The sequence below is a fragment of the Rhodococcus sp. IEGM 1341 genome, assembly GCF_030056895.1.
In the GTDB taxonomy this organism is placed as follows: Bacteria; Actinomycetota; Actinomycetes; order Mycobacteriales; family Mycobacteriaceae; genus Rhodococcoides.
This window is the reverse complement of record NZ_JASHKV010000002.1, coordinates 450,687-469,747: the sequence shown is the minus strand read 5'-3', so window position 1 is coordinate 469,747 and position 19,061 is coordinate 450,687. Positions and strand designations below refer to the sequence as shown.

General features: G+C 62.2%; 15 protein-coding genes. 3 read left to right on the top strand and 12 right to left on the bottom strand.

The window, feature by feature from the left end:
- Positions 1-183: 183 nt before the first annotated feature.
- The 3 genes from QM615_RS09365 to QM615_RS09355 form a co-directional block, all read right to left on the bottom strand.
- Positions 184-1,722 carry a lipid II flippase MurJ gene (locus QM615_RS09365; protein ID WP_283347272.1) on the bottom strand — a complete coding sequence of 513 codons (1,539 nt, stop codon included), beginning with the start codon at positions 1,720-1,722 and terminating at the stop codon, positions 184-186.
- A gap of 123 nt (positions 1,723-1,845) precedes the next feature.
- Entirely contained in the window at positions 1,846-3,333 is a 1,488-nt protein-coding gene (locus QM615_RS09360) for a sugar transferase (RefSeq protein WP_502941871.1), read from the bottom strand.
- Positions 3,334-3,836: 503 nt separating this feature from the next.
- Positions 3,837-5,156 carry a UDP-glucose dehydrogenase family protein gene (locus QM615_RS09355; protein WP_283347271.1) on the bottom strand — a complete coding sequence of 440 codons (1,320 nt, stop codon included), beginning with the start codon at positions 5,154-5,156 and terminating at the stop codon, positions 3,837-3,839.
- Between the two features lie 254 nt (positions 5,157-5,410).
- Here QM615_RS09355 and QM615_RS09350 point away from each other — a divergent pair, with 254 nt between their 5' ends.
- Positions 5,411-6,394 carry a GDP-mannose 4,6-dehydratase gene (locus tag QM615_RS09350; RefSeq protein WP_283347270.1) on the top strand — a complete coding sequence of 328 codons (984 nt, stop codon included), beginning with the start codon at positions 5,411-5,413 and terminating at the stop codon, positions 6,392-6,394.
- Positions 6,391-7,344 (top strand): GDP-mannose 4,6-dehydratase, encoded by a 954-nt coding sequence (locus tag QM615_RS09345; protein ID WP_283347269.1) that lies wholly within the window; start codon positions 6,391-6,393, stop codon positions 7,342-7,344. The genes QM615_RS09350 and QM615_RS09345 overlap by 4 nt, the downstream gene beginning before the upstream one ends.
- Positions 7,345-7,383: 39 nt before the next feature.
- Here the strand turns inward: QM615_RS09345 and QM615_RS09340 are convergent, their stop codons facing one another.
- From QM615_RS09340 to QM615_RS09300, 9 genes are all read right to left on the bottom strand, one after another.
- Positions 7,384-7,683 (bottom strand): hypothetical protein, encoded by a 300-nt coding sequence (locus QM615_RS09340; RefSeq protein WP_283347268.1) that lies wholly within the window; start codon positions 7,681-7,683, stop codon positions 7,384-7,386.
- 52 nt (positions 7,684-7,735) lie between these two features.
- The gene (locus tag QM615_RS09335; protein WP_502941870.1) at positions 7,736-9,277 is read right to left on the bottom strand and encodes a sugar transferase; all 1,542 of its coding nucleotides are present in this window, start codon (positions 9,275-9,277) and stop codon (positions 7,736-7,738) included.
- A gap of 217 nt (positions 9,278-9,494) precedes the next feature.
- Positions 9,495-10,364: a sialate O-acetylesterase gene (locus QM615_RS09330; RefSeq protein ID WP_283347267.1), complete on the bottom strand. Its 870-nt coding sequence runs from the start codon at positions 10,362-10,364 to the stop codon at positions 9,495-9,497.
- On the bottom strand, positions 10,361-11,578 hold the full coding sequence (locus QM615_RS09325) for a lipase family protein (protein ID WP_283347266.1): 1,218 nt from the start codon (positions 11,576-11,578) through the stop codon (positions 10,361-10,363). The genes QM615_RS09330 and QM615_RS09325 overlap by 4 nt, the downstream gene beginning before the upstream one ends.
- Before the next feature lie 4 nt (positions 11,579-11,582).
- Positions 11,583-12,848 (bottom strand): acyltransferase family protein, encoded by a 1,266-nt coding sequence (locus QM615_RS09320; protein WP_283347265.1) that lies wholly within the window; start codon positions 12,846-12,848, stop codon positions 11,583-11,585.
- A 16-nt stretch (positions 12,849-12,864) separates the two neighbouring features.
- Entirely contained in the window at positions 12,865-14,109 is a 1,245-nt protein-coding gene (locus QM615_RS09315) for a lipase family protein (protein ID WP_283347264.1), read from the bottom strand.
- Positions 14,106-14,807, bottom strand: coding sequence for a YveK family protein (locus tag QM615_RS09310; protein WP_283347263.1), 702 nt, complete (start codon positions 14,805-14,807; stop codon positions 14,106-14,108). The genes QM615_RS09315 and QM615_RS09310 overlap by 4 nt, the downstream gene beginning before the upstream one ends.
- Complete coding sequence (locus QM615_RS09305) at positions 14,804-16,048, bottom strand: alpha/beta hydrolase family protein (protein WP_283347262.1); 1,245 nt, start codon at positions 16,046-16,048, stop codon at positions 14,804-14,806. Before QM615_RS09305 ends, QM615_RS09310 begins: the two co-directional genes overlap by 4 nt.
- Positions 16,049-16,053: 5 nt before the next feature.
- Positions 16,054-17,523 carry a tyrosine-protein kinase domain-containing protein gene (locus QM615_RS09300; protein ID WP_283347261.1) on the bottom strand — a complete coding sequence of 490 codons (1,470 nt, stop codon included), beginning with the start codon at positions 17,521-17,523 and terminating at the stop codon, positions 16,054-16,056.
- A gap of 111 nt (positions 17,524-17,634) precedes the next feature.
- Here QM615_RS09300 and QM615_RS09295 point away from each other — a divergent pair, with 111 nt between their 5' ends.
- Positions 17,635-19,056 carry an O-antigen ligase family protein gene (locus QM615_RS09295; protein WP_283347260.1) on the top strand — a complete coding sequence of 474 codons (1,422 nt, stop codon included), beginning with the start codon at positions 17,635-17,637 and terminating at the stop codon, positions 19,054-19,056.
- Positions 19,057-19,061 lie beyond the last annotated feature (5 nt).

The following is a 19,061-nucleotide window of genomic DNA, read 5'->3' as shown; positions in this document are numbered from 1 at the left end:
GGCCTTCATTTCAGGCTCCTCTTCAATAGCATTATTCAAGATCGTCCGCTCCTGCTGACACGAATGAGTCATGCTGTCTCCCTGAAAGATGACATCCGCGGACTGCGACGGTGCGGAGTATCGATTCGAATCGTGGTGCGGAATGGATACACTCGATCCCAAGTATTTTTGAGGGTGTTCACGTCACTCTCCAACAGTCGCCTTGGTTTTTGGGACGTCGTCTATTGCATCAATGGTGCTGGATCCTCGTATCAGCCAGACGACCGCCGCTGAGCATGCGGCCGCGGTTGCCATAGTGACGGTTGTAACGAGCATCGATTGAACTATGCTGCTGCTGAGTGCTGGAAACGCCCACTCTCCAGCCATACTGATGAGGCTTGCGCCCACTATAGTTACGCAAAAAATGGAGACAATCTGCGCATGCAAGAGTGTCAATCGAGCTAGGTTGTTTCCGACCGTGTAGTACGAGAATATAGCGTAGGTGAGTAAAAGAGTCAGAACTCCTCCGGCCACGACGCCTGGGAGTCCATATGTCGGTCTGAATAGAACAGACGCTGCGATACCCAACGACGTTGTTCCGATTGATGTTGCAGCGGCACGTCCATAGTGGCCGGTTGCATACTGAAAGTTAACCAGCGGGCCTGCTACCGCGGAGAATGCGACGCCGACCATCGCCACGCGAATCAGCGCCGAGACGCTTTCTACGTCAGCTGGGTCAAACGCTCCCCGCAGATACAAGATTCTTACGATCTCACGTGAGTGGAGGAATCCGACCACTGTGAAGGGCGCAGCAAACCCGGCAACGTACGTTGCGACACTGGCTGATAACGCGCGGCCTTCCTCGATTTTGCCTGCTGCCACGGCCTTGCTGATCTGTGGGAGCGAGATCAACGCGAGTCCCAACGTACTGGCCAGCAGAGCAGCTTGCGTAATCTTCTCGCCGTAGGCAATGATCGACGGCCCGCCATCAAAAATCGAAGACAGCGAACGCTCGACTAGAGGCTGGCTCTTGTAAAGGATGGCTGAGGAAAATAGTATTGCAATATTTCGTGTAAGTGACTTCTGCTTTGCGTCGCTATTGGTTGATAGTGCCCGGCGGCCATCAAGTTCTGTTGCCTGCTGCCGGTTTTTGATTTCGACGTCACTACGCACTGCGATCAACTGAACTGCAGCCTGCACTGCGTATCCAACTACGAAGCAGATTGCAAGCCGTTGACTGCTGATTCCCATTGAAAAATAGACTACAGCAGTAAGCAGGAGCGCTGCACCGTTCACCGCTCCCGACAATCCAACTACAATGAACCGTTCGCGCGCAATTGATATCGATTGAAAGATCGATGCAAACCAAGCGAGCGGACAAGCCAACAAACAGGTCCTTGCTACGGACGTCAGCTGCTGCGGCTGGTCGTCCGTAAAGAGCGAAGATATGTGGGGCTGCAGAACAAATAATAGAACGACGGGAACTGACAGCATCAGTGTTGGCAAGTAGTAGTCAGCAAGGCTCACTTTTGGTTGATTCTTGGCCAGAATCGAGGGCACCAGTACCGATGGAGCGGAGCCGATGAGTATCGTGGCGATTAGTGTCGGTGCCATAGTACCCAGGAAATACCTGTCAGAAACTTCACTAACGCCAAGCTGCTGCGCGAGCAACAATTGAAAGCCTACGCCGACCAGCACATTCGCAAGAGAACCACCGGTCATGAAAGCGCTCTTGCGAGCCATCGAGCTCATATTGAGCCGCTAGGATTCGAGTCGGGCACTAGCTTGCGCGCGTAGCAAGTACTGGACTTGCGAGCGCTGTGGCTATACGTATCACGGCTCGGGACACAGCCTCCATACTTTTCACTAGTACGCGCCATCACTACCTGCCACAGCCCGAAGCGTCTTCGCAATTATCAGTAGATCCCCCACCATCGACCAGTTTTCGACGTACGAAAGATCCAGTCGGACTGTCTCTTCCCACGACAGGTCTGATCGTCCGCTGACCTGCCACAGGCCGGTGACTCCAGGCTTGACCAACAATCGCCGACGAACCTCACCGTTGTAGGTCTCGACCTCGCGACGTAGCGGCGGTCTCGGCCCCACCACGCTCATCTCACGCTTGAGAACGTTCACGAATTGCGGCAGCTCGTCGAGACTGAAGCGCCGCATAACTTTGCCGACTGGCGTCACCCGCGGATCGTCACGCATCTTGAACAGGACCCCGCCAGCACCCTCGTTTTGATCGAGGAGGTGTGCAACCTGCTTGTCGGCGTCAACGGTCATGCTGCGGAACTTGATCATCGAGAAGGGTTTTCCGTCGATGCCCATCCGCTCGGACTTGTAGAACACCGGCCCACGACTCGTGCTTTTCACCGCGATAGCGACGGCCAGTAGGATGGGCGAGATCGTCACCAGCACCAGTGCAGCGAACGTGAGGTCGAAGGCTGTCTTGCCGAATCGTGTCGCACCGTTGTACTGCGGCTTCTCGACATGGATCAGAGGGAAACCGGCCACCGGGCGCATCACCAATCGAGGGCCGGCAACGTCGACGACTCCCGGCGCGACGACAAGATCAACATCTTTCTTCTCGAGGTCCCAGATCATCTTTCGGATGCCCTTGTGGCCGAGGTGCTCGGTTGCGGTGACGGCAACTGTATCCGCACCGCACTCCTCGATCGCGTCCAGGACGTCGTGCTCATCGCCGAGTACCGGAATGTCGGTTCCCTCAATGTGAACCAGGCCGTCCCGCGGAGCCTCGTATCCAGGCATGCAGATCCCGACCACCGCGTAACCCGAGGTCGGAGACTTCTCGAACGATTGCGCCATCGAAACAGCCGCCACGCGGCTGCCCACGATCAAGACCGAGGTCTTGTATTCGCCATTGCTGCGCAGTCGAGTGACGACTTTGCGCCAAACCCACCGGCTGAGTAGGAGTGCGAGTAGTCCTACCGGTAGTGCGATGGCCAGATACAAGCGAGCGAAGTCGATACGGAACAGCAGTGACACGATCGCGATGACACCGAACAGGCGGAAGGTTGCCGAGACGATACGTCGGTACTCCTCCGCACCGTTTCCTATGACGCGAGGCGATCGGGTGCGGAAGATAGCGAGGAAGGCGATCCAGAGGACGCCCAAAGCAATGGATACCCCGGTGTACGTCACCGTCGGAAACAACCCCGCAGTCGCCACATCGCCGTCACCGAACCGCACGACCTGGGCCAGCGCGACCGACAGCACGACGACGACGACGTCGGTTGTCCGCAGCCGCCTGATGTACTGCTCTTCCCACACGTGACGTGAGGTCAGTGTGCGTGTTGGCACTGCGCCCTGGCGACGCGAGTATCCCCACAGAGTGCGCTGTGCAGCCCCGACAGATGCCACGTGCTCCCCTCCTCTGCAGTGCTGCGCACACCGGAGGTGAACGCGCGAGTTCGGATCGAACCAATCCGGATTGCAACTGGTATCGAATTGGAATAGTCCCACGCCGCTATCCGATGCACCACGCGAGCGGTGCAGATCACAAACGAATAACAGCAGGTATTCGGTTTACCACACCATCACCGACTAGGCGATATGTGTAACAAGAACCCACCGGGTGTAACCGTTCAACGGCCCAAAAACGTTACACATGAACGCAATCGACCCGAGCGATGTGAGGCTTCACAGGCCACCGCGCCGTTTATTGTGTGATCGAAAGCCCCACTCCCGTCTATAGGACGCCGAACAAACCACTGCACCGTCCAACCAGGGCTGAAACAAGGATTACGACTGCATAAAAAGGCACAAGGCACCGAATTGCCGATGCGCGAAATTCATTCCATCAAATGATTCAACGCGAGGATTGTGTGGCGCCGTTAGGGCCGGCCCAAGCCGCGGTAGTTCCATCCCGCCGCTCGCCACTGCTCCGGGTCCAGGCAGTTTCGGCCGTCGATCAGCTTCTTGCTGCGCACGACGCCGTCCAGGTCCTGCGGAGCAAGAGCCTTGAATTCCTTCCACTCCGTCAGCACCAACACCACGTCAGCGCCCTCACAGGCTTCGAGCGCGGTGCTGTTATAGGTCAAGGTTGGGAACAGAGCTCGCGAGTTCTCCATCGCCTTGGGGTCGTACACGTTGACCGCGGCCCCCTGAAGCTGGATCTGCCCCGCCACGTTCAGCGCCGGCGAATCACGAACGTCGTCCGAATCGGGCTTGAAGGCCGCGCCGAGCACGGCGACTCGAGCACCGAGGAGAGATCCACATGCCTCACGCGCAAGCTCCACCATGCGGGTACGGCGACGCATGTTGATGTTGTCGACCTCGCGCAGGAACGTCAATGCCTGGTCAGCACCCAGTTCACCTGCCCGCGCCATGAACGCCCGGATGTCCTTGGGCAGGCAGCCGCCGCCGAAGCCGATGCCGGCATTGAGGAACTTGCGGCCGATGCGCTCGTCGTGGCCGATGGCGTCGGCGAGCACGGTGACATCTGCCCCCGCGGCTTCACAGACCTCCGCGATGGCGTTGATGAACGAGATCTTGGTGGCCAGGAACGCATTGGCGGAGGCCTTGACCAGCTCGGCGGTGGCCAGGTCGGTCACCAGGAACGGGATCTTCTCGTCGAGCAGCTGCCCGTAGACCTCACGGGCCAACTCCTCGGCGCGGCCCGGACGGGCGCGATCAACACCCAGCACCAAACGGTCGGGGTGCAGAGTGTCCTTGACGGCGAAGCCTTCGCGCAGGAACTCGGGGTTCCACGCCACCTCGACGTCGTCGCCGGCAGGTGCGAGTTCGCGAGCGATCTTGCCGAGGCGTTCCGCGGTGCCCACGGGGACGGTCGATTTACCGAAGATCACGGCCGGTTTGGTGAGCAACGGCGCAAGAGTCTCGATGACCGAGTCGACGAACTTCATGTCGGCTGCGAACTCCCCCTTCTTCTGGGGAGTACCGACTCCGAGGAAATGCACCTCTGCGAAGTCCGCAGCTTCCTGATAGGACGCGGTGAAGCGCAGGCGTCCGGCGGCGATGTTGCGCTGCAGCACCTCTTCGAGACCGGGCTCCCAGAACGGGACCTCACCGGCTTCGAGCTTCGCGAGCTTGGCCGGGTCGACATCGACGCCCAGAACCTCGTGGCCGAGCTCGGCCATGCACGCGGCGTGAGTGGCACCGAGATAGCCGGTACCGAAAACTGTGATTCGCATGCTGCTGATTCCCCCCGCAAGAGTGGACGGTCCAAGTACTCGGTCATGGTTAGCGGCGAGGAGCCGCCGAGACTGCGGATACACCCAGTCGACCATGGTCAGTAAACACTGAACAGCCCGGTCCGTCACTCCCACGTGACGAAGCAGGCCTCTCCGTATGGTGGTTTGGAAGTGCGATCGCGTCTGCGCAGACCGATACTATGCCTGCCGGGCCGATTTACTGCCCACCAAATTCGAGGGGACCTGAACCAGACATGAAGAGTGCGTTGATTACTGGTATCACCGGGCAGGACGGGTTGTATCTCTCGGAGCTACTGCACAGTAAGGGCTACAAGGTCTACGGGTTGGTGCGGGGGCAGAACAATCCGAAACGGGCACTCCTGGAGAAGTCGCACCCATTCGTCGAGATCTTGTCGGGGAACCTGTTGGATCTGTCGTCGCTGATGCGCGCGTTCAGTGCTGCGCAACCCGACGAGGTCTACAACCTCGGCGCAATTTCCTTCGTGGCATACTCCTGGGAGAACGCGCGCCTGACCACCGACGTCACCGGCGGCGGCGTCCTCAACGTCCTCGAAGCATTGCGCTTCTACCAGGACACCTCCGGCAAACAGGTCCGGTTCTACCAGGCATCGAGCAGTGAAATGTTCGGTAAAGTCCAACAGGTACCGCAGAGCGAAGAAACACTCCTGTGGCCACGCAGCCCTTACGGCGTGGCCAAGGTCTACGGGCACTACATGACGATCAATTACCGCGAGTCCTATGGACTGCACGCGAGCTCGGGAATCCTGTTCAACCACGAATCACCCCGCCGTGGGCCGGAATTCGTCACCCGCAAGGTCTCACGCGCCGTCGCGCGCATCTCCCTCGGACTCCAGGACCAGATTGCCCTGGGCAACCTCGATGCGAAGCGGGACTGGGGATTCGCTGGTGACTACGTCGAGGCGATGTGGTTGATGTTGCAGCAGGACGAGGCCGACGACTACGTGATTTCCACCGGCGAAACTCACTCCATCCGGGAGCTGCTCGACATCGCGTTCGCCGAGGTGGGCATCGACGACTGGACCGACAAGGTATTCATCGACCCGGCGTTCATGCGGCCGGCGGAAGTGGACCTGCTCATCGGCGACGCGACCAAAGCGCACAGTGTTCTCGGTTGGAAACCGAAGGTCGGGTTCCCGGAACTGGTGAAGATGATGGTACGCAACGACCTCGACGAACTACGAACGGAAAACACGTGACACAACGCGCCCTGATCACCGGAATCGGCGGACAGGACGGAACGATCCTGGCACGCCGATTGAACGAACTCGACTACTCCGTGGTGGGCACCCTCCAACCTGGATCGGCCACATCGGATCAGCCAAGCAACGCCAAGCTCGTCGAAGCCGATCTGCGAGACTCGAATGTGTCCCGCAACGTCATCATGGACGCGGAGCCCGATGTCGTCTTCCACTTTGCTGGAATCTCGTCGGTCGGTTACTCCTGGGACCACCCGGTGGAAACAGCCGAGGTCAACGGTAATTCAGCTGTTGCACTGCTCGACGCGCTGCTCGAGCTCCAGACGAGTTCGGGTAAGGAACGCACTTTCGTCAATGCATCGAGTGCCGAGATCTTTGCCGGAACCACGGCATCACCGCAGAACGAGCAGACGCCTATTGCACCGTTGTCACCGTATGGAGCGTCGAAAGCGTTCAGCCACAACATGACGCAGGTCTACCGCGCGAAAGGGTTGAAGGCCAGCAACGCAATCTTCTACAACCACGAATCGACATTTCGGCCGACCAAGTTCGTCACCCGTAAGATCACGGCTGCAGCGGCAGCGATTGCGCGTGGTAAGCAATCGACGTTGGAACTCGGCAACCTCGATGCACGACGTGACTGGGGTTGGGCACCCGACTACGTCGAGGCGACCTTGCTCATGGCGACCCACGATCGCGGTGACGACTTCGTGATCGCTACGGGCGAGGCTCATTCAGTGCGAGAGTTCGTCGATGCAGCTTTCCGTGCTGCGGGCATTCCGGACTGGCAAGCACTGGTGACGAGCAACGACGCGTTCGGTCGACCTGCGGACTCGGCAGAGATGGTGGGAGACGCCAGCCGGGCCAAGGATGTCCTCGGATGGACGCCTACGAAACGGTTCGACGACGTGGTCAAGGCCATGGTAGAGCACGATTTGTCGCTGCTCTGAAATCGACTGACCCAGTTCATGGGCCATTCGAATCTGCAGCTACCTTCTGACGGGAAACTGCGGGTTCTCCGGTTCTTCGACGGCCTCGGCGCAGCGGTGGACGAAATCACTCAGCTCGGCGCGGACCTCCGGAGCCAGGAGATTCAACGGTGCCTCGGTGCCGTGATACTCCGCGAACGCAGAAGTGTAGGCGTCGACGCTGTCGGAGATGACAGCGTGCAGCGAGGTGGACCTGTTCAGATGGACGCGGGCGATCACGTCGACGCGATCTGCCAGAAAATCGTGAAACGTGTTCTGCCCCATGGATACGTCACGTCCGTTCTGCGACACAGTTGTCATTGCACAATGATACGAACAAAACCGACCGACCGCAGGGTGAGCCTCAGCGCTACTAGTACGCGCCGTCGCTCTTGAGAACGGCGACTGCGGTCTTGGCGATGATGAGCAGATCGCCTGTCATGGACCAGTTCTCGACGTACGAGAGATCGAGGCGCACGCTCTCCTCCCACGACAGATCCGATCGGCCACTCACCTGCCACAGCCCGGTGATACCGGGTTTGACGAGCAGCCTACGACGCACTTCACCGTCGTACGTTTCCACTTCGCTGCGCAGCGGCGGCCGCGGACCCACCACACTCATCTCGCGCTTGAGCACGTTGACGAACTGAGGTAGCTCGTCGAGGCTGAACTTGCGCATCACCTTGCCCACCCGGGTCACCCGTGGGTCGTCGCGCATCTTGAACAACACCCCGCCGGCCCCTTCGTTGAGGGCGGCCAGTTCTTGCACGCGCTTGTCGGCGTCGTGGACCATGCTGCGGAACTTGATCATCTGGAAAGGCTTGCCGTCGATGCCCATTCGCTCGGACTTGTAGAAGATCGAGCCCTTGCTGGTGAGCTTGATGATCACGGCGAGAGTGATCAGAACCGGCGAAATCAACAACAGGATCGAGGCGGCGAACAGGAAGTCGAACGCCGTCTTGCTGAATCGCTTCGCGCCGTTGTACTGCGGCTTCTCGACGTGGATGAGCGGGAAGTTCGCGACCGGACGCATCACCAGACGCGGACCGGCCACGTCCACCACTCCCGGCGACACCACGAGGTCGACCTTCTTCTTCTCGAGGTCCCACACCATCTTCCGCAGGCCGTGATGACCGATGTGTTCGGTGGCCGTCACCGCGACGGTGTCTGCGCCGGAGGTCTCGATGGCCTCGACGACGCTGTGTTCATCTCCGAGTACCGGAATCTCGACGCCGTCGATGGTGAACGACGAGTCGTTGCCGGGCTCGTAGTTGGGGAGGCAGATACCGACCACGCTGTAGCCGGCTTCGGGGGAACGCTCGAACGACGTGGCCATGGCCAGAGCCGAACTACGACTGCCGACGATGAGCACCGAGGTTTGATATCCACCACGAGCACGTTGGCGCGACACTATCTTTCGCCACACCCACCGACTCAACAGAAGCCCCACCAGGCCGACGGGCAGCGCGATCGCGAGATACAGACGGGCGATGTCCAGACGGAACAACAGTGAGAGAATCGCGATGGTTCCGAAGAGCCGGAACGTGGCCGACACGATGCGGCGATACTCCTCCGACCCGTTGCCGATCACCCGAGGAGAACGAGTACGGAAGATGGCGAGAAACGTCAGCCACAGAATTGCGAGTACTCCGGATATCCCGAAATAGCCGACGATGGACCACGGTTCACGAAAATCGATGTCGCCGAAGCGGATGATCTGCGCCACCGTCACCGCACCGAGAACGACCACCGTGTCGGTGACACGCAGGCCCTCGGTGTAATGCGTTTCCCATTCACGACGCGACGTCACCCTGCGCAACCGTCGAGCGTCACGCCGCGAGACAACCGAACTCTGCGCTTCCAGATCGCTGACTGACACTGATTTCCCCTCGGTACGTACGCATTGCCGAACCATTGCGTGATCGACACAGCTCCGTGCCACCCCGTCGTGCAGATTATCTTGTCGTACTTGTCGTGTCACTTGGTGACGATGGTTTGATCGCCATGAACCCGCAGGTCGTTACATGTTTCCACTGCATTAATCGCACGCATCCACAGCGTTGCCGACTTCTCCCCGTGGCCCCCACCCCGGCCTTCCCGACCACCAATTAGCGCGAGATCCACGTCCCGTGTCAAGCAGTGTCGGTCGAACGTCGGACGCTCGGAGATATCTTGGCGAAGGCCTCCCACATTCGGCGTCCCAGTTCCCGTTGCCCCTCGCCGTTGTAGTGAATCTTCTCGGTCTCGCTGTTGTAGAGCCCCCGCGGACCCGGCACGTATGCCACTCCGGCCCTACGTCTGGGCGTATCGGCGTGTACCGCATCGATGACGGCGTAGTTCGCATCCCCTGATTCGATTTCGTCCGGCACCATCTGACCGAGAACGAACGGAACGTCGCCGAACTCGCCGCGCAGGGTATCGATGAGGCTGTCGAGCTTCTCCGCGTACACCGGCCCGGTCAGCAGCGGCACATCGCTCTCCCCCTGATGCCACAGCACCGCCGCGAGCTCGTTGCCGGGCGTGGTCGCCAATCCCGTTCGGATGCGCTGCAGTGAATCCCAGAACAGATTGACGCGCGCCCCGGCATCGGCCGGATCCCAGGAGATACCGTGAATCCGCGCGAAGCCCGAATCGCCGCGCGCATACGGAACCAGCAGCACCGGCCTTCCGGTCGCATCGGCGAGATGCGCGGCGAACGTTGAGCCGAATCCGACTGCCTTGGAGGGCACCTCGTGAAAGAGCGGATTGCTGCCTGCCACGATGGTGTTCTTCGACCGGCCCGACGCCGCCCACTGATGCACCCGTGGATGCGGCGCATCGAGACCCGATCGGTCCAACCCACTGCCCGCACCGTGGGCATTGGACTGTCCCAGCACTGCCACCACCAGATACGGCTCGTCGATCGCTTCCACCGCGATGCCGCGTCCGAGACGCTTTTTCACGACGTCCTTGGCCCGTACCTTCGCGTTCCGACCGAACCCCATGGCGCTCCCCCTGTTCACGTGCAATCGTTCTGAGCCGGTGCCCCCGCGAATCGATCGGCCAACCACTGATTGACGGTGTCGCCGTTGACGTCGCCATGCCCGCGTCCGGCCTGCCGGTCGATGGTGATGACATCGCCCAGTCCGCAGGCCGATTGCAGTGCCGCGTCGGTCCACGCCACGTCGATGTAGGTGTCGGCATCTCCGTAGGCCACCAACATCGGTGCCGACGCCTGCCCCGTCGGCAGCGCCATCCGAGTCAGTTCGTCCCGGAGCACTGCGGCGGCCGCCGGGGACTTCGGCGCAAAGTCTTTGTTGCCGAGACGCTGTGCCGCCTCGGTGCGCGCAGCCGCTTTGTCCGGCGTGCATTGGGTGAGAGTGTCCCAGTCCTGCTCGGCGTTGCCACTGCGGTAGTCGTCCAGATCGACGGTCTCGTCACGCCGCGCGAGTGATTCGAGTATCCACTGCAGCACCGGCCCCTGGTCCTCGGTCAACGTGCCCGCCGTCGCCTTGTCCACCAGACCCACCATGTTGGCGGTGGGTGCCAGAGCGACGGCCCCGACCAGATTCAGCTCCGGCGCATAGGAATCGGCGAGTTCGTTCGCGGCCCAGGCAGCACCGCCGCCCTGCGAACCACCGAACGCAGCCCACCGCGTACCCACGTCGGGAAAAACCGTGCGCAGTGCCCGCACCGCGTCGATGACGTCGTAGCCGGCGGTGATGTTGTCCAGGTAGGCATGGTTGCCCGGATGCCCGAGGCCCTCGTAGTCGGTGATGGCGACCGCGAATCCGGCTGTGGTGTAACCCTGTACGAGCGCCGATGCACCCAGCAGCGACGCGGACCTCGACGGCGCGCACGCCTGCTCGATACCCGTGGTGCCGTGGGCGTAGGAGATGACGGGCCAGCCACCCTCGGGCGCATCACCGGACGGGGTGAACACCGTGCCCGATACCTCGCGCTCACCCACACCCGGTTGCACCGAGCGGTAGACCACCTTCGCCGCGTCGATACCCGACATCCGCACCGGAAGCGGCAGATTCGGCATCGTCTCGGCACTGACGATGGAGCCGCTACCGGTCCCGGGATTCGCAATGTCCATCGGCTCCGGATCGGAACCACGCACCGCCGCTGCCACTGCCCCCTGCGCCTGCACACCGAGCGGCACCACCACCGCGCATCCTGCGAGCAGAGGAAGGAGCATCAGCGGCGCGGCGAGCCTACGGACGGTGTGCATGAATCTATTTGCTCGCCTTGAATCTACGCGCGTACGTCAACGACGGCTTCTCGATGAATCGATACGTCACCGCACCGAACGCGATGCTCACCGCGCTCACCAACACGAAGTTCCGCAGTAACCCCAACGGGCTGTCGCCTGCCATCCATCCGAAGCGGCCCAGCATGATCAGGATGGGAAAGTGCCACAGGTAGACGCTGAGCGAGATCATGCCCACGTAGCTCAGCGGTGCCCAATCGGCCCGTTCGGCGAGCTTCGACTGCTCACCACGTGCCAGCGGCACGATGATGAACAGGATGAGCAGTGCCGATCCGAAGGACACGGTGGAGGTCTGCCAGCGCGAGTTGTCGTCGATCAGCATCAGTGAGATCACCGCGGTGGGAATCATCGCGATCCCGGTCCACCACCGCATGCGGGTGACCAGGGCACCCTTGAACATTCCGTTGTCGATCGCGACGAACACCACCGCCGCCAGCATCCCGTAGGTGAAATTGTCTGCCAGCGACCAGAAGCTGCGGCTGAGCACCGCGATCTCGTTGGGTCCCCATTCCAGCAGTTTCGGATCGGTGATGCCCGACGGCCCCACGCGCGAGGCGGTGTAGAGCTTTCCGGTGATGCCGATGACGAACATGATCACCACCGGAATCAACGCCAGCACCGGTGCCGGGATGGACGTGCGCTTGCGCAGGAAGAACGCGATGCTCGTCAGCAGCGGCAGTGCAATGTAGAACGCGAACTCCAGCGACAGCGACCACGACGGGTTGATGCCAGTCTGGATCATGCTCGGAATGTAGGTGTGCACCAGCGTCAGATTGGCCACCAGCGTCAGCGGATCGGTGAGCAGGCCCAGGCCGTTGTCGGTGAAATGCTGTTCGGCCACCGCTGCGTTCTCCACGAAGACCGCACGCATCACGTAGTTGGCGAACAAGAAGATGAACAGGTACGCGGGAAACACCCGCAGCAGCCGATGCATCGCGTAGCTGACGTTGTTCGGCATCGGTTTGCCGGCGAACAGCTTTCGGACCATCGGGAGGAAGATCAGGAAGCCCGAGAGCGCGAAGAAGAAGATCAACCCCTGCCCCAGCACCCCGAGCTTGTAGGTCAGGACAGTCTGCGGCGAGTAGTGACCGCCGACGTGCACGGCGAGCACACACAGGCAGGCGAATCCACGGGGGCCGTCGAGCCCGACGAGGCGGGCTGGACGCTTGGTACCGGTATCGGGGGCGACCGCGGTGGCGGCGGTCGCAGTGCTGTCTGGAGTGGCGGTCATGGGTACCTTCTGGAGGTCATGGCGCAGGAGGCGGGCAGAAGCTGATGGCCTCGGTGCCGGCGAACCGGTCTTCGAGCCATCCGAACGCAGCAGCACCGTCGATGTCTGCGTGACCGGAATTCGGTTGGAGTACAGATTGAATCGTGTCCCCGGCGGCGCAGCCGGCCGCGATGGCGGTCTCGGTCCACGCCTGCGAGATCAACGTGTCCTTGCCGCCGTAGAGAACCAGCATCGGTGCGGCGGCCGGAGACATCGGCAAGCTCATCTCGCGCAGGTACTCCGCGAGCTTCGCCGTCGCCTCGGGGGTAGCCGGACGCAGATCGTCGTCGCTGATCTGTGCCGCCAACGACGTACGGTCGGCAGCGAGAACGCCGCCGCACGCCGAGAGCTCGTCCCACTTCTCGGCGACGATGCCCCTGCGATAGTCGTCCAGGTCCAGCTCGGGATGAGACTGGGCCAGACCCACCAGAACCCACTGCAGCAGCGGCTTCTGATCGTCGGTGAGGGTGCCGTTCGCGGCGGCGTCGGCGAGACCGACCATATCGGCGGCCGGTACCAAACTGACCGAGCCGACCAGCTCGAGACCCTCGCCGTAGCTGCTCGCGAGTTCGTTTGCAGCCCAGGAGGCCTGACCGCCCTGAGACCCGCCGAACGCCGCCCACTTCGTGGACGCCTCGGGTATCAGCTTGCGGGCTGCACGCACCGAGTCGATGAGATTGTTCCCGACGGTACGAGCGTCGAGATAGGGATGATACGAACCCTCCAGGCCCAGTCCCTGATAGTCCGACACCGTGACGACGTTCCCGGCGCGCACCAGCGCTGCGACGATCTGCGAGCTGCCGAGCAACTCGGGATCGGTCGACGGCGCACAGTCCTCGAGCACGCCGGTGGTGCCGTGGCCGTACGCGATGATCGGCCAACCACCCTCGGGCGGTGTGCCTTCCGGTGCGAAGATCGTGCCCGAGACGCGCTGCGGCGAACCGTCGACGCCGGAGGTGGACGAGTAGACCACCCGCGCGGACACCGAGGACACAGCACTGACCCGACGGTCGATGGTCAGCAGTTGCTGCGCACTCTCGAGCGAACCGGGGCCCGCTTCACCGTAATCGGCGTCGAGCGTCGCACCGAACGCTGCGGACTCCGATACCGAGTACGGATCGGCAGGCGGTTCGTCGGAGGAACACCCCGACGTCACCAGAATCAAGGCCAGTGCGCAGGCACCGCTCGCTTGTCTTGCTCGGCTCGTTCTCGACAGTGTCATCGGACCCCCTCTGCAACAGGCGTCCGCTGGGCAGCGGTCGCCTGCTTCACGATGTTCTCCACTTGATCGCGATGGTCGATCGAGTCGCGTGCAATTCCGAATGCCAGAACCAGCACACTGCTCAGGATCGTGCCCATCACTCCCCCCAGAATCATGTTGCTCATCGGCGTCGGTGTGGTGACCTGATCAGGAGTGGTAGCCGCGTCGACGAGCGTCACCTCCGACACCGCTCCATTGGCACCCAGGTCGATCTCTCCGACGAGCTTGATGAGCTGCACCGCAACCTCATTGGCAATGTCGCGTGCCTGCTCGGCGTCGGAGTTCACCACCGAGATCTCGATCAAAGCGGAGCCCGGAGTGGGCACCGCCGTGATGTCGTTCTTCAGCGTCTCCGGTTCGAGCGGCAACCCCTGCGAGGCGATGACGCGTCGTAGTACCTGTTCGCCGGTGGCCAACTGAACATATGTCTCGACGCGAACCAGCGACCCGCGATTGCCGTCGAGCGAATTCTTGGGCGAGGTGGGACCGGGGGCGGTGACGAACACCCGCGACGCTGCGGTGTACGTCGGCTCGACCAACTGCGTCGCCAGCCATCCGGCACCCGCCGACAGTATCGCGGCGGCGAGAATCAATGCCCAGCCGGACAACAGAATACGGCCGTAGTCCTTGAGGGTCGGCACACCCGTGGGGGCGATCATCGATTCAGCTCGCACGTGTTCACCGGGCGCTGGCCGGCGAACATGCCCTTGACCCACGGAACCGACCGACTGCTGTCCAGATCTCCGTGCCCCTCGCCCTGATGCAGCTCGTACTCGACGAGGTCTCCGGAAGCGCACGCGCGCTGCAACGCCTTTTCGGTCCACGGTTCGAGAATCAGATCGTCCTCGCTGCCGTACATCACCAACAGCGGTGTCGACGAACGCTGCTGTGGTAGAGCCATATCCGCCAGGTAGCCGCGCAGGCGATCGGTCGCTTCGACGCTGACGGGCGTCAGATCTGCAGCCTGCAGACCTGCCAACAGCCCCGGCACGTCGTCGGACTTCGGCGGTACGCACTCCATGAAGTCGTTCCACCGCTCCCGCGCCAACCCGGATCGGTAGTCGTCGAGGTTCATCTCGGGATGGCTGATCGCCAGAGTGTGCAATGCGTACATCAGCAGCGGGTACTGGGCCCGCGTCAGAGTCTGATTCGCTGCGGCATCGGCCAAGCCGGACATGTCCGAGACCGGCACCATCGCCGCGGTGCCCACCAGCTCGAGCCCGCCCCCGTACTCGGCGTTGCGGTCGCTGGCCGCCCAGGCCGCCATACCGCCGAGCGAGACCCCGTAGGCGGCCCACCGCGAACTGAGAGTGGGCACGAAGTTCCTGGCTGCACGGACCGCGTCGATCATGTTGTAGCCGAACGTCTTCGAGTCCAGGTACGGGTGATACGACCCACCGAGCCCGAGCCCCTGATAGTCGGTCATGGCCACGGCGAAACCGTTGAGCACCAGCGCCGCCACGATGGGGGCACTGCCGAGAAGGTTGGCGTACCTCGACGGCCCACACGCTTCGAGCACGCCCGTCGTACCGTGCCCGTAGGACACCACCGGCCAACCACCCTCGGGCGCAGTACCACCCGGGATCACCACGGTGCCCGAGACCTCCGTCGGCTCGCCGGTGACACCCGACGTCGATTGGTACACCACCCGCGTCGCGGTGGCACCCAACTCGGTGATGTCTGCTGCGATGTCCTCGATCGGCTCGGCCGAGATCAACGAACCAGGCCCGGTACCACCGAAATCGGACGGTGGCAGCGGCTCCGATGTCGCCGGAGCGGCCGTCACGGGAGCCGTCTGCGCACCGGGCGGCAGCACGATCGGAGCCTGCTGCGAGCAGGAGATCGACACCCCTGCTGCACACAGCACGGCACCGACTCGGACCGTCCACCTCCCTGACATCGAAGCTATCCTCTGCTCGCCGAGGACGTCGCAGAGTCGTTGTTCGCCGGCCTCGGCCGGACCGCAGCGTGGGCGGGCCCGGACGGAGCATGCGCGGTCGGAACAGTGGAACTGTCTGCAGCAGCGGTTGTTTCACTGGAACCCTCGCCTGCCTCGGAGCTGCCACCGCGGAGGCGTCGGGCCGCGGGTTCGAAGGTGGTCACCACGCCCAGCACGGTGCCGCCGACGCCGTCGAGCGCCTTGATCGCACTCCGCAGCTTGTCACGTGTGGTGCGGCCGGTGCGAGCGAGAAGCACTGTGCCGTCGGACAATGCAGTCAGGATTGCGCCGTCGGTGACGTCCAAAAGAGGCGGGGTGTCGACGATGACGTAGCGGTAGTCACCGCGCAGCGCTGTCAACAGTTCCTGAGTGCGGTCCGATCCGAGCAACTCACTCGGGTTCGGCGGCACCGGCCCTGCCGGAAGCACCGACACACCGTCGAACACGTCATCCTGGATGGCATCCTCCACGCTGTGCTCACCGGAGAGAACTGTGGACAGGCCGCTGTACTGGTCGATGCCCAAGCGGGTGCCCAGCGCCGAGCTACGCAGGTCGCCGCCGACGAGCAGCACGGAATGCCCGGCCTCGGCCAGAACGGCGGCGAGATCGATGGCGGTACTGGTACGCCCTTCACCCGCAGTCGCGCTCGTGATGGTGATGACGCGCGGCGGGGAGCCGCCGCCGAGGAAGCGAATGTTGGTGCGCAGGACGCGCAGTGGTTCGCCCATCGTCGCCATCGACGCCACCGGCACCGTGGGACGCGTCGCATCCACCGGGAGGCCACCGAGTACGACGCGGCCCGAGACGTCCTCGGCGCGTGGACGATCGCGAATGGAGCGATCCATCAGACCACGGAGCAACGCGAGGGCGAGGCCGACCACGAAGCCGATAGCGCCGCCTAGAACGAGAGCCGTCACCAGACCCATGCCGATCGGCGCCGTCGGAACGTCACCCTGATCGACGATGGTGGCACCGGCCGCGGGGTTGCCTCCGCGCTGGGATGTTTCGAGTTCCTGCACCACCTGCGTCAGCTGCCCGGCGACCGCATTGGTCAACGCCTGGGCGACCTCGGGATCGGCGTCGGTGGCACACAGATCGAGCAACACCGTCTTCTCGATCGGCGTCGCGGTGATCCTGGACCGCAGTTCCGCCGCGGACTGCTGCAGCTGCAACTGATCGACGGCTCGCTGCGCAACCTGTGTGCTGGTGGCCAACCCGGCGTAGGAGGACACGCGTTCCTGCGAGAACAGATTGTTCTGGTACGCCTCACCGACGGAACTGCCGCCTTCGGTGGTGACGAACAAACGAGCACACGCTTGGTACTGAGGCGTCGTGAAGAACGTGTAGGCATAACCCCCGGCGACGCCGATGATCGTCGCGAGAGCGACGATCCACCATCCCGCGCGAAGGATCCGCCAATACTCTCGAATCTCCACGAATGCTCCTATCGAATAACCGACGGTCAAGGGCAAAGAATAAAGCGCAGCGAAGGATTCGGCACGGCGTACATGTTGCGAGTAGATGAAAGCGTGACAACATCAGAACCCATGAGCATCGCGCAGCGGGTCGGATGGGTCGCCATCGTGGCAATCCCCGTAACCGTTACATTCGCCATGATCGTCGGCGGAACTCCAGCGAAATTGGGGGCATTCGCCCTCGTCGCGCTGACGGTGGGAGCGTACATAGGCCTACGTCACCCGCTGTATTTGACTCGCGCTCTTGCCTTTTCATTGGGGGCACTCCCCTTCGGTTATGCACCGGGAACACCCGCTCCGCTGGTCTTCACGTTCGCCGTCGCGACGATCTTCGCCACTGTGATTCACCGCACAGCAGTGAGCCGCATCACATGGCCCGAAACCACCGTCATTACGCTGATCGTCCTGTCCGCACTGTCGGTCGTCGTCATGGCAACCGGACTCGGCGATTTCTTCGAATTCGGTAAATGGCTGATCTCGACGCTCGTGGTGGTGTGCCTGTTGCGAATGCCGCGGGACGAAATGGCGATGTTCGGCCGGATCTACGTCTACGCAGCATCCGGGGCCGCCGCTTTTGCATTGCTGATCTTCGTCGGTGATCCCGCAGGCAAGCTCATTCGCTACCTCTCGATTCTCGGATACGGCACCGAGGAGGAGAGCACGCGGTTCGTCTACAGCCCCACCGGAGCTACCTCGGTTCGCCTGGCAGGGACGTACATCGACCCCAATGCCGCCGGAATCGGCTTCGTCCTCGCGCTGATGCTGTGCATCCTGTTGTTGCGTGGATACCTGCGTACCGCCCTCGCAGCCCTGCTGTTCCTGTCGATCGTGCTGACGCTGTCGCGAGCGGCTCTGTTCTCGGTGGTGTTCGGCGTAGTCCTGATGTTCGCGTTCCAACAACTGCGGACCAGGGAACGCCTGGCCATCGTCGGCGCATTCGTCGCGGCCTTCATCGGAGCGCTCGCAGTACCCAGCGTGCGCAGCCGCGTCTTCTCGTCCTTCGGCAACGAGGACGCAGGCTCGAGCGCACGCGGCGATGCCCTCGCCGAATTCCCCGGCCACATGCAAGGCCATTGGCTGTTCGGCCTCGGTTGGGGACGGCCGGAATTCGTCGATCCGGCCACCGCATTCGAGGTGAACTTCGTCGCCAACTCGCCGCTGCTCACCGTCTACCGCGGCGGGATATTCACCGGCCTCGCCTTCACCGCAATTCTCGTTGCCGGTGCCGTTGTCGGCTACCGAATGCTGCGATCGGGACGCTGGGAACTCGGCTTCTACGGCGGCACATTCATCGGCTTCTCGGTGGTCGCGCTGCAACTCGACTTCCCCGTCGTCAGCAATCCTTCCACGACGACGGCATTTTCCGTGATGCTCGCATTCGTCGTCTACGCGTGGGAAAAAGCGACGGAAACCAAGCCCGACGGCGACAACTTCGAGGGTACGAAAACGAAAAGCTTGCTTTCGGCCGGAGGTACTCGACCAGCAGTTTCATAATTATC

Coding starts and splice junctions, on each gene's coding strand:
- QM615_RS09365 (WP_283347272.1), bottom strand. CDS start 1,722: ATGGCTCGCAAGAGCGCTTTCATGACCGGTGGTTCTCTTGCGAATGTG.
- QM615_RS09355 (WP_283347271.1), bottom strand. CDS start 5,156: ATGCGAATCACAGTTTTCGGTACCGGCTATCTCGGTGCCACTCACGCC.
- QM615_RS09350 (WP_283347270.1), top strand. CDS start 5,411: ATGAAGAGTGCGTTGATTACTGGTATCACCGGGCAGGACGGGTTGTAT.
- QM615_RS09340 (WP_283347268.1), bottom strand. CDS start 7,683: ATGACAACTGTGTCGCAGAACGGACGTGACGTATCCATGGGGCAGAAC.
- QM615_RS09335 (WP_502941870.1), bottom strand. CDS start 9,277: ATGGTTCGGCAATGCGTACGTACCGAGGGGAAATCAGTGTCAGTCAGC.
- QM615_RS09325 (WP_283347266.1), bottom strand. CDS start 11,578: ATGCACACCGTCCGTAGGCTCGCCGCGCCGCTGATGCTCCTTCCTCTG.
- QM615_RS09320 (WP_283347265.1), bottom strand. CDS start 12,848: ATGACCGCCACTCCAGACAGCACTGCGACCGCCGCCACCGCGGTCGCC.
- QM615_RS09315 (WP_283347264.1), bottom strand. CDS start 14,109: ATGACACTGTCGAGAACGAGCCGAGCAAGACAAGCGAGCGGTGCCTGC.
- QM615_RS09310 (WP_283347263.1), bottom strand. CDS start 14,807: ATGATCGCCCCCACGGGTGTGCCGACCCTCAAGGACTACGGCCGTATT.
- QM615_RS09305 (WP_283347262.1), bottom strand. CDS start 16,048: ATGTCAGGGAGGTGGACGGTCCGAGTCGGTGCCGTGCTGTGTGCAGCA.
- QM615_RS09295 (WP_283347260.1), top strand. CDS start 17,635: ATGAGCATCGCGCAGCGGGTCGGATGGGTCGCCATCGTGGCAATCCCC.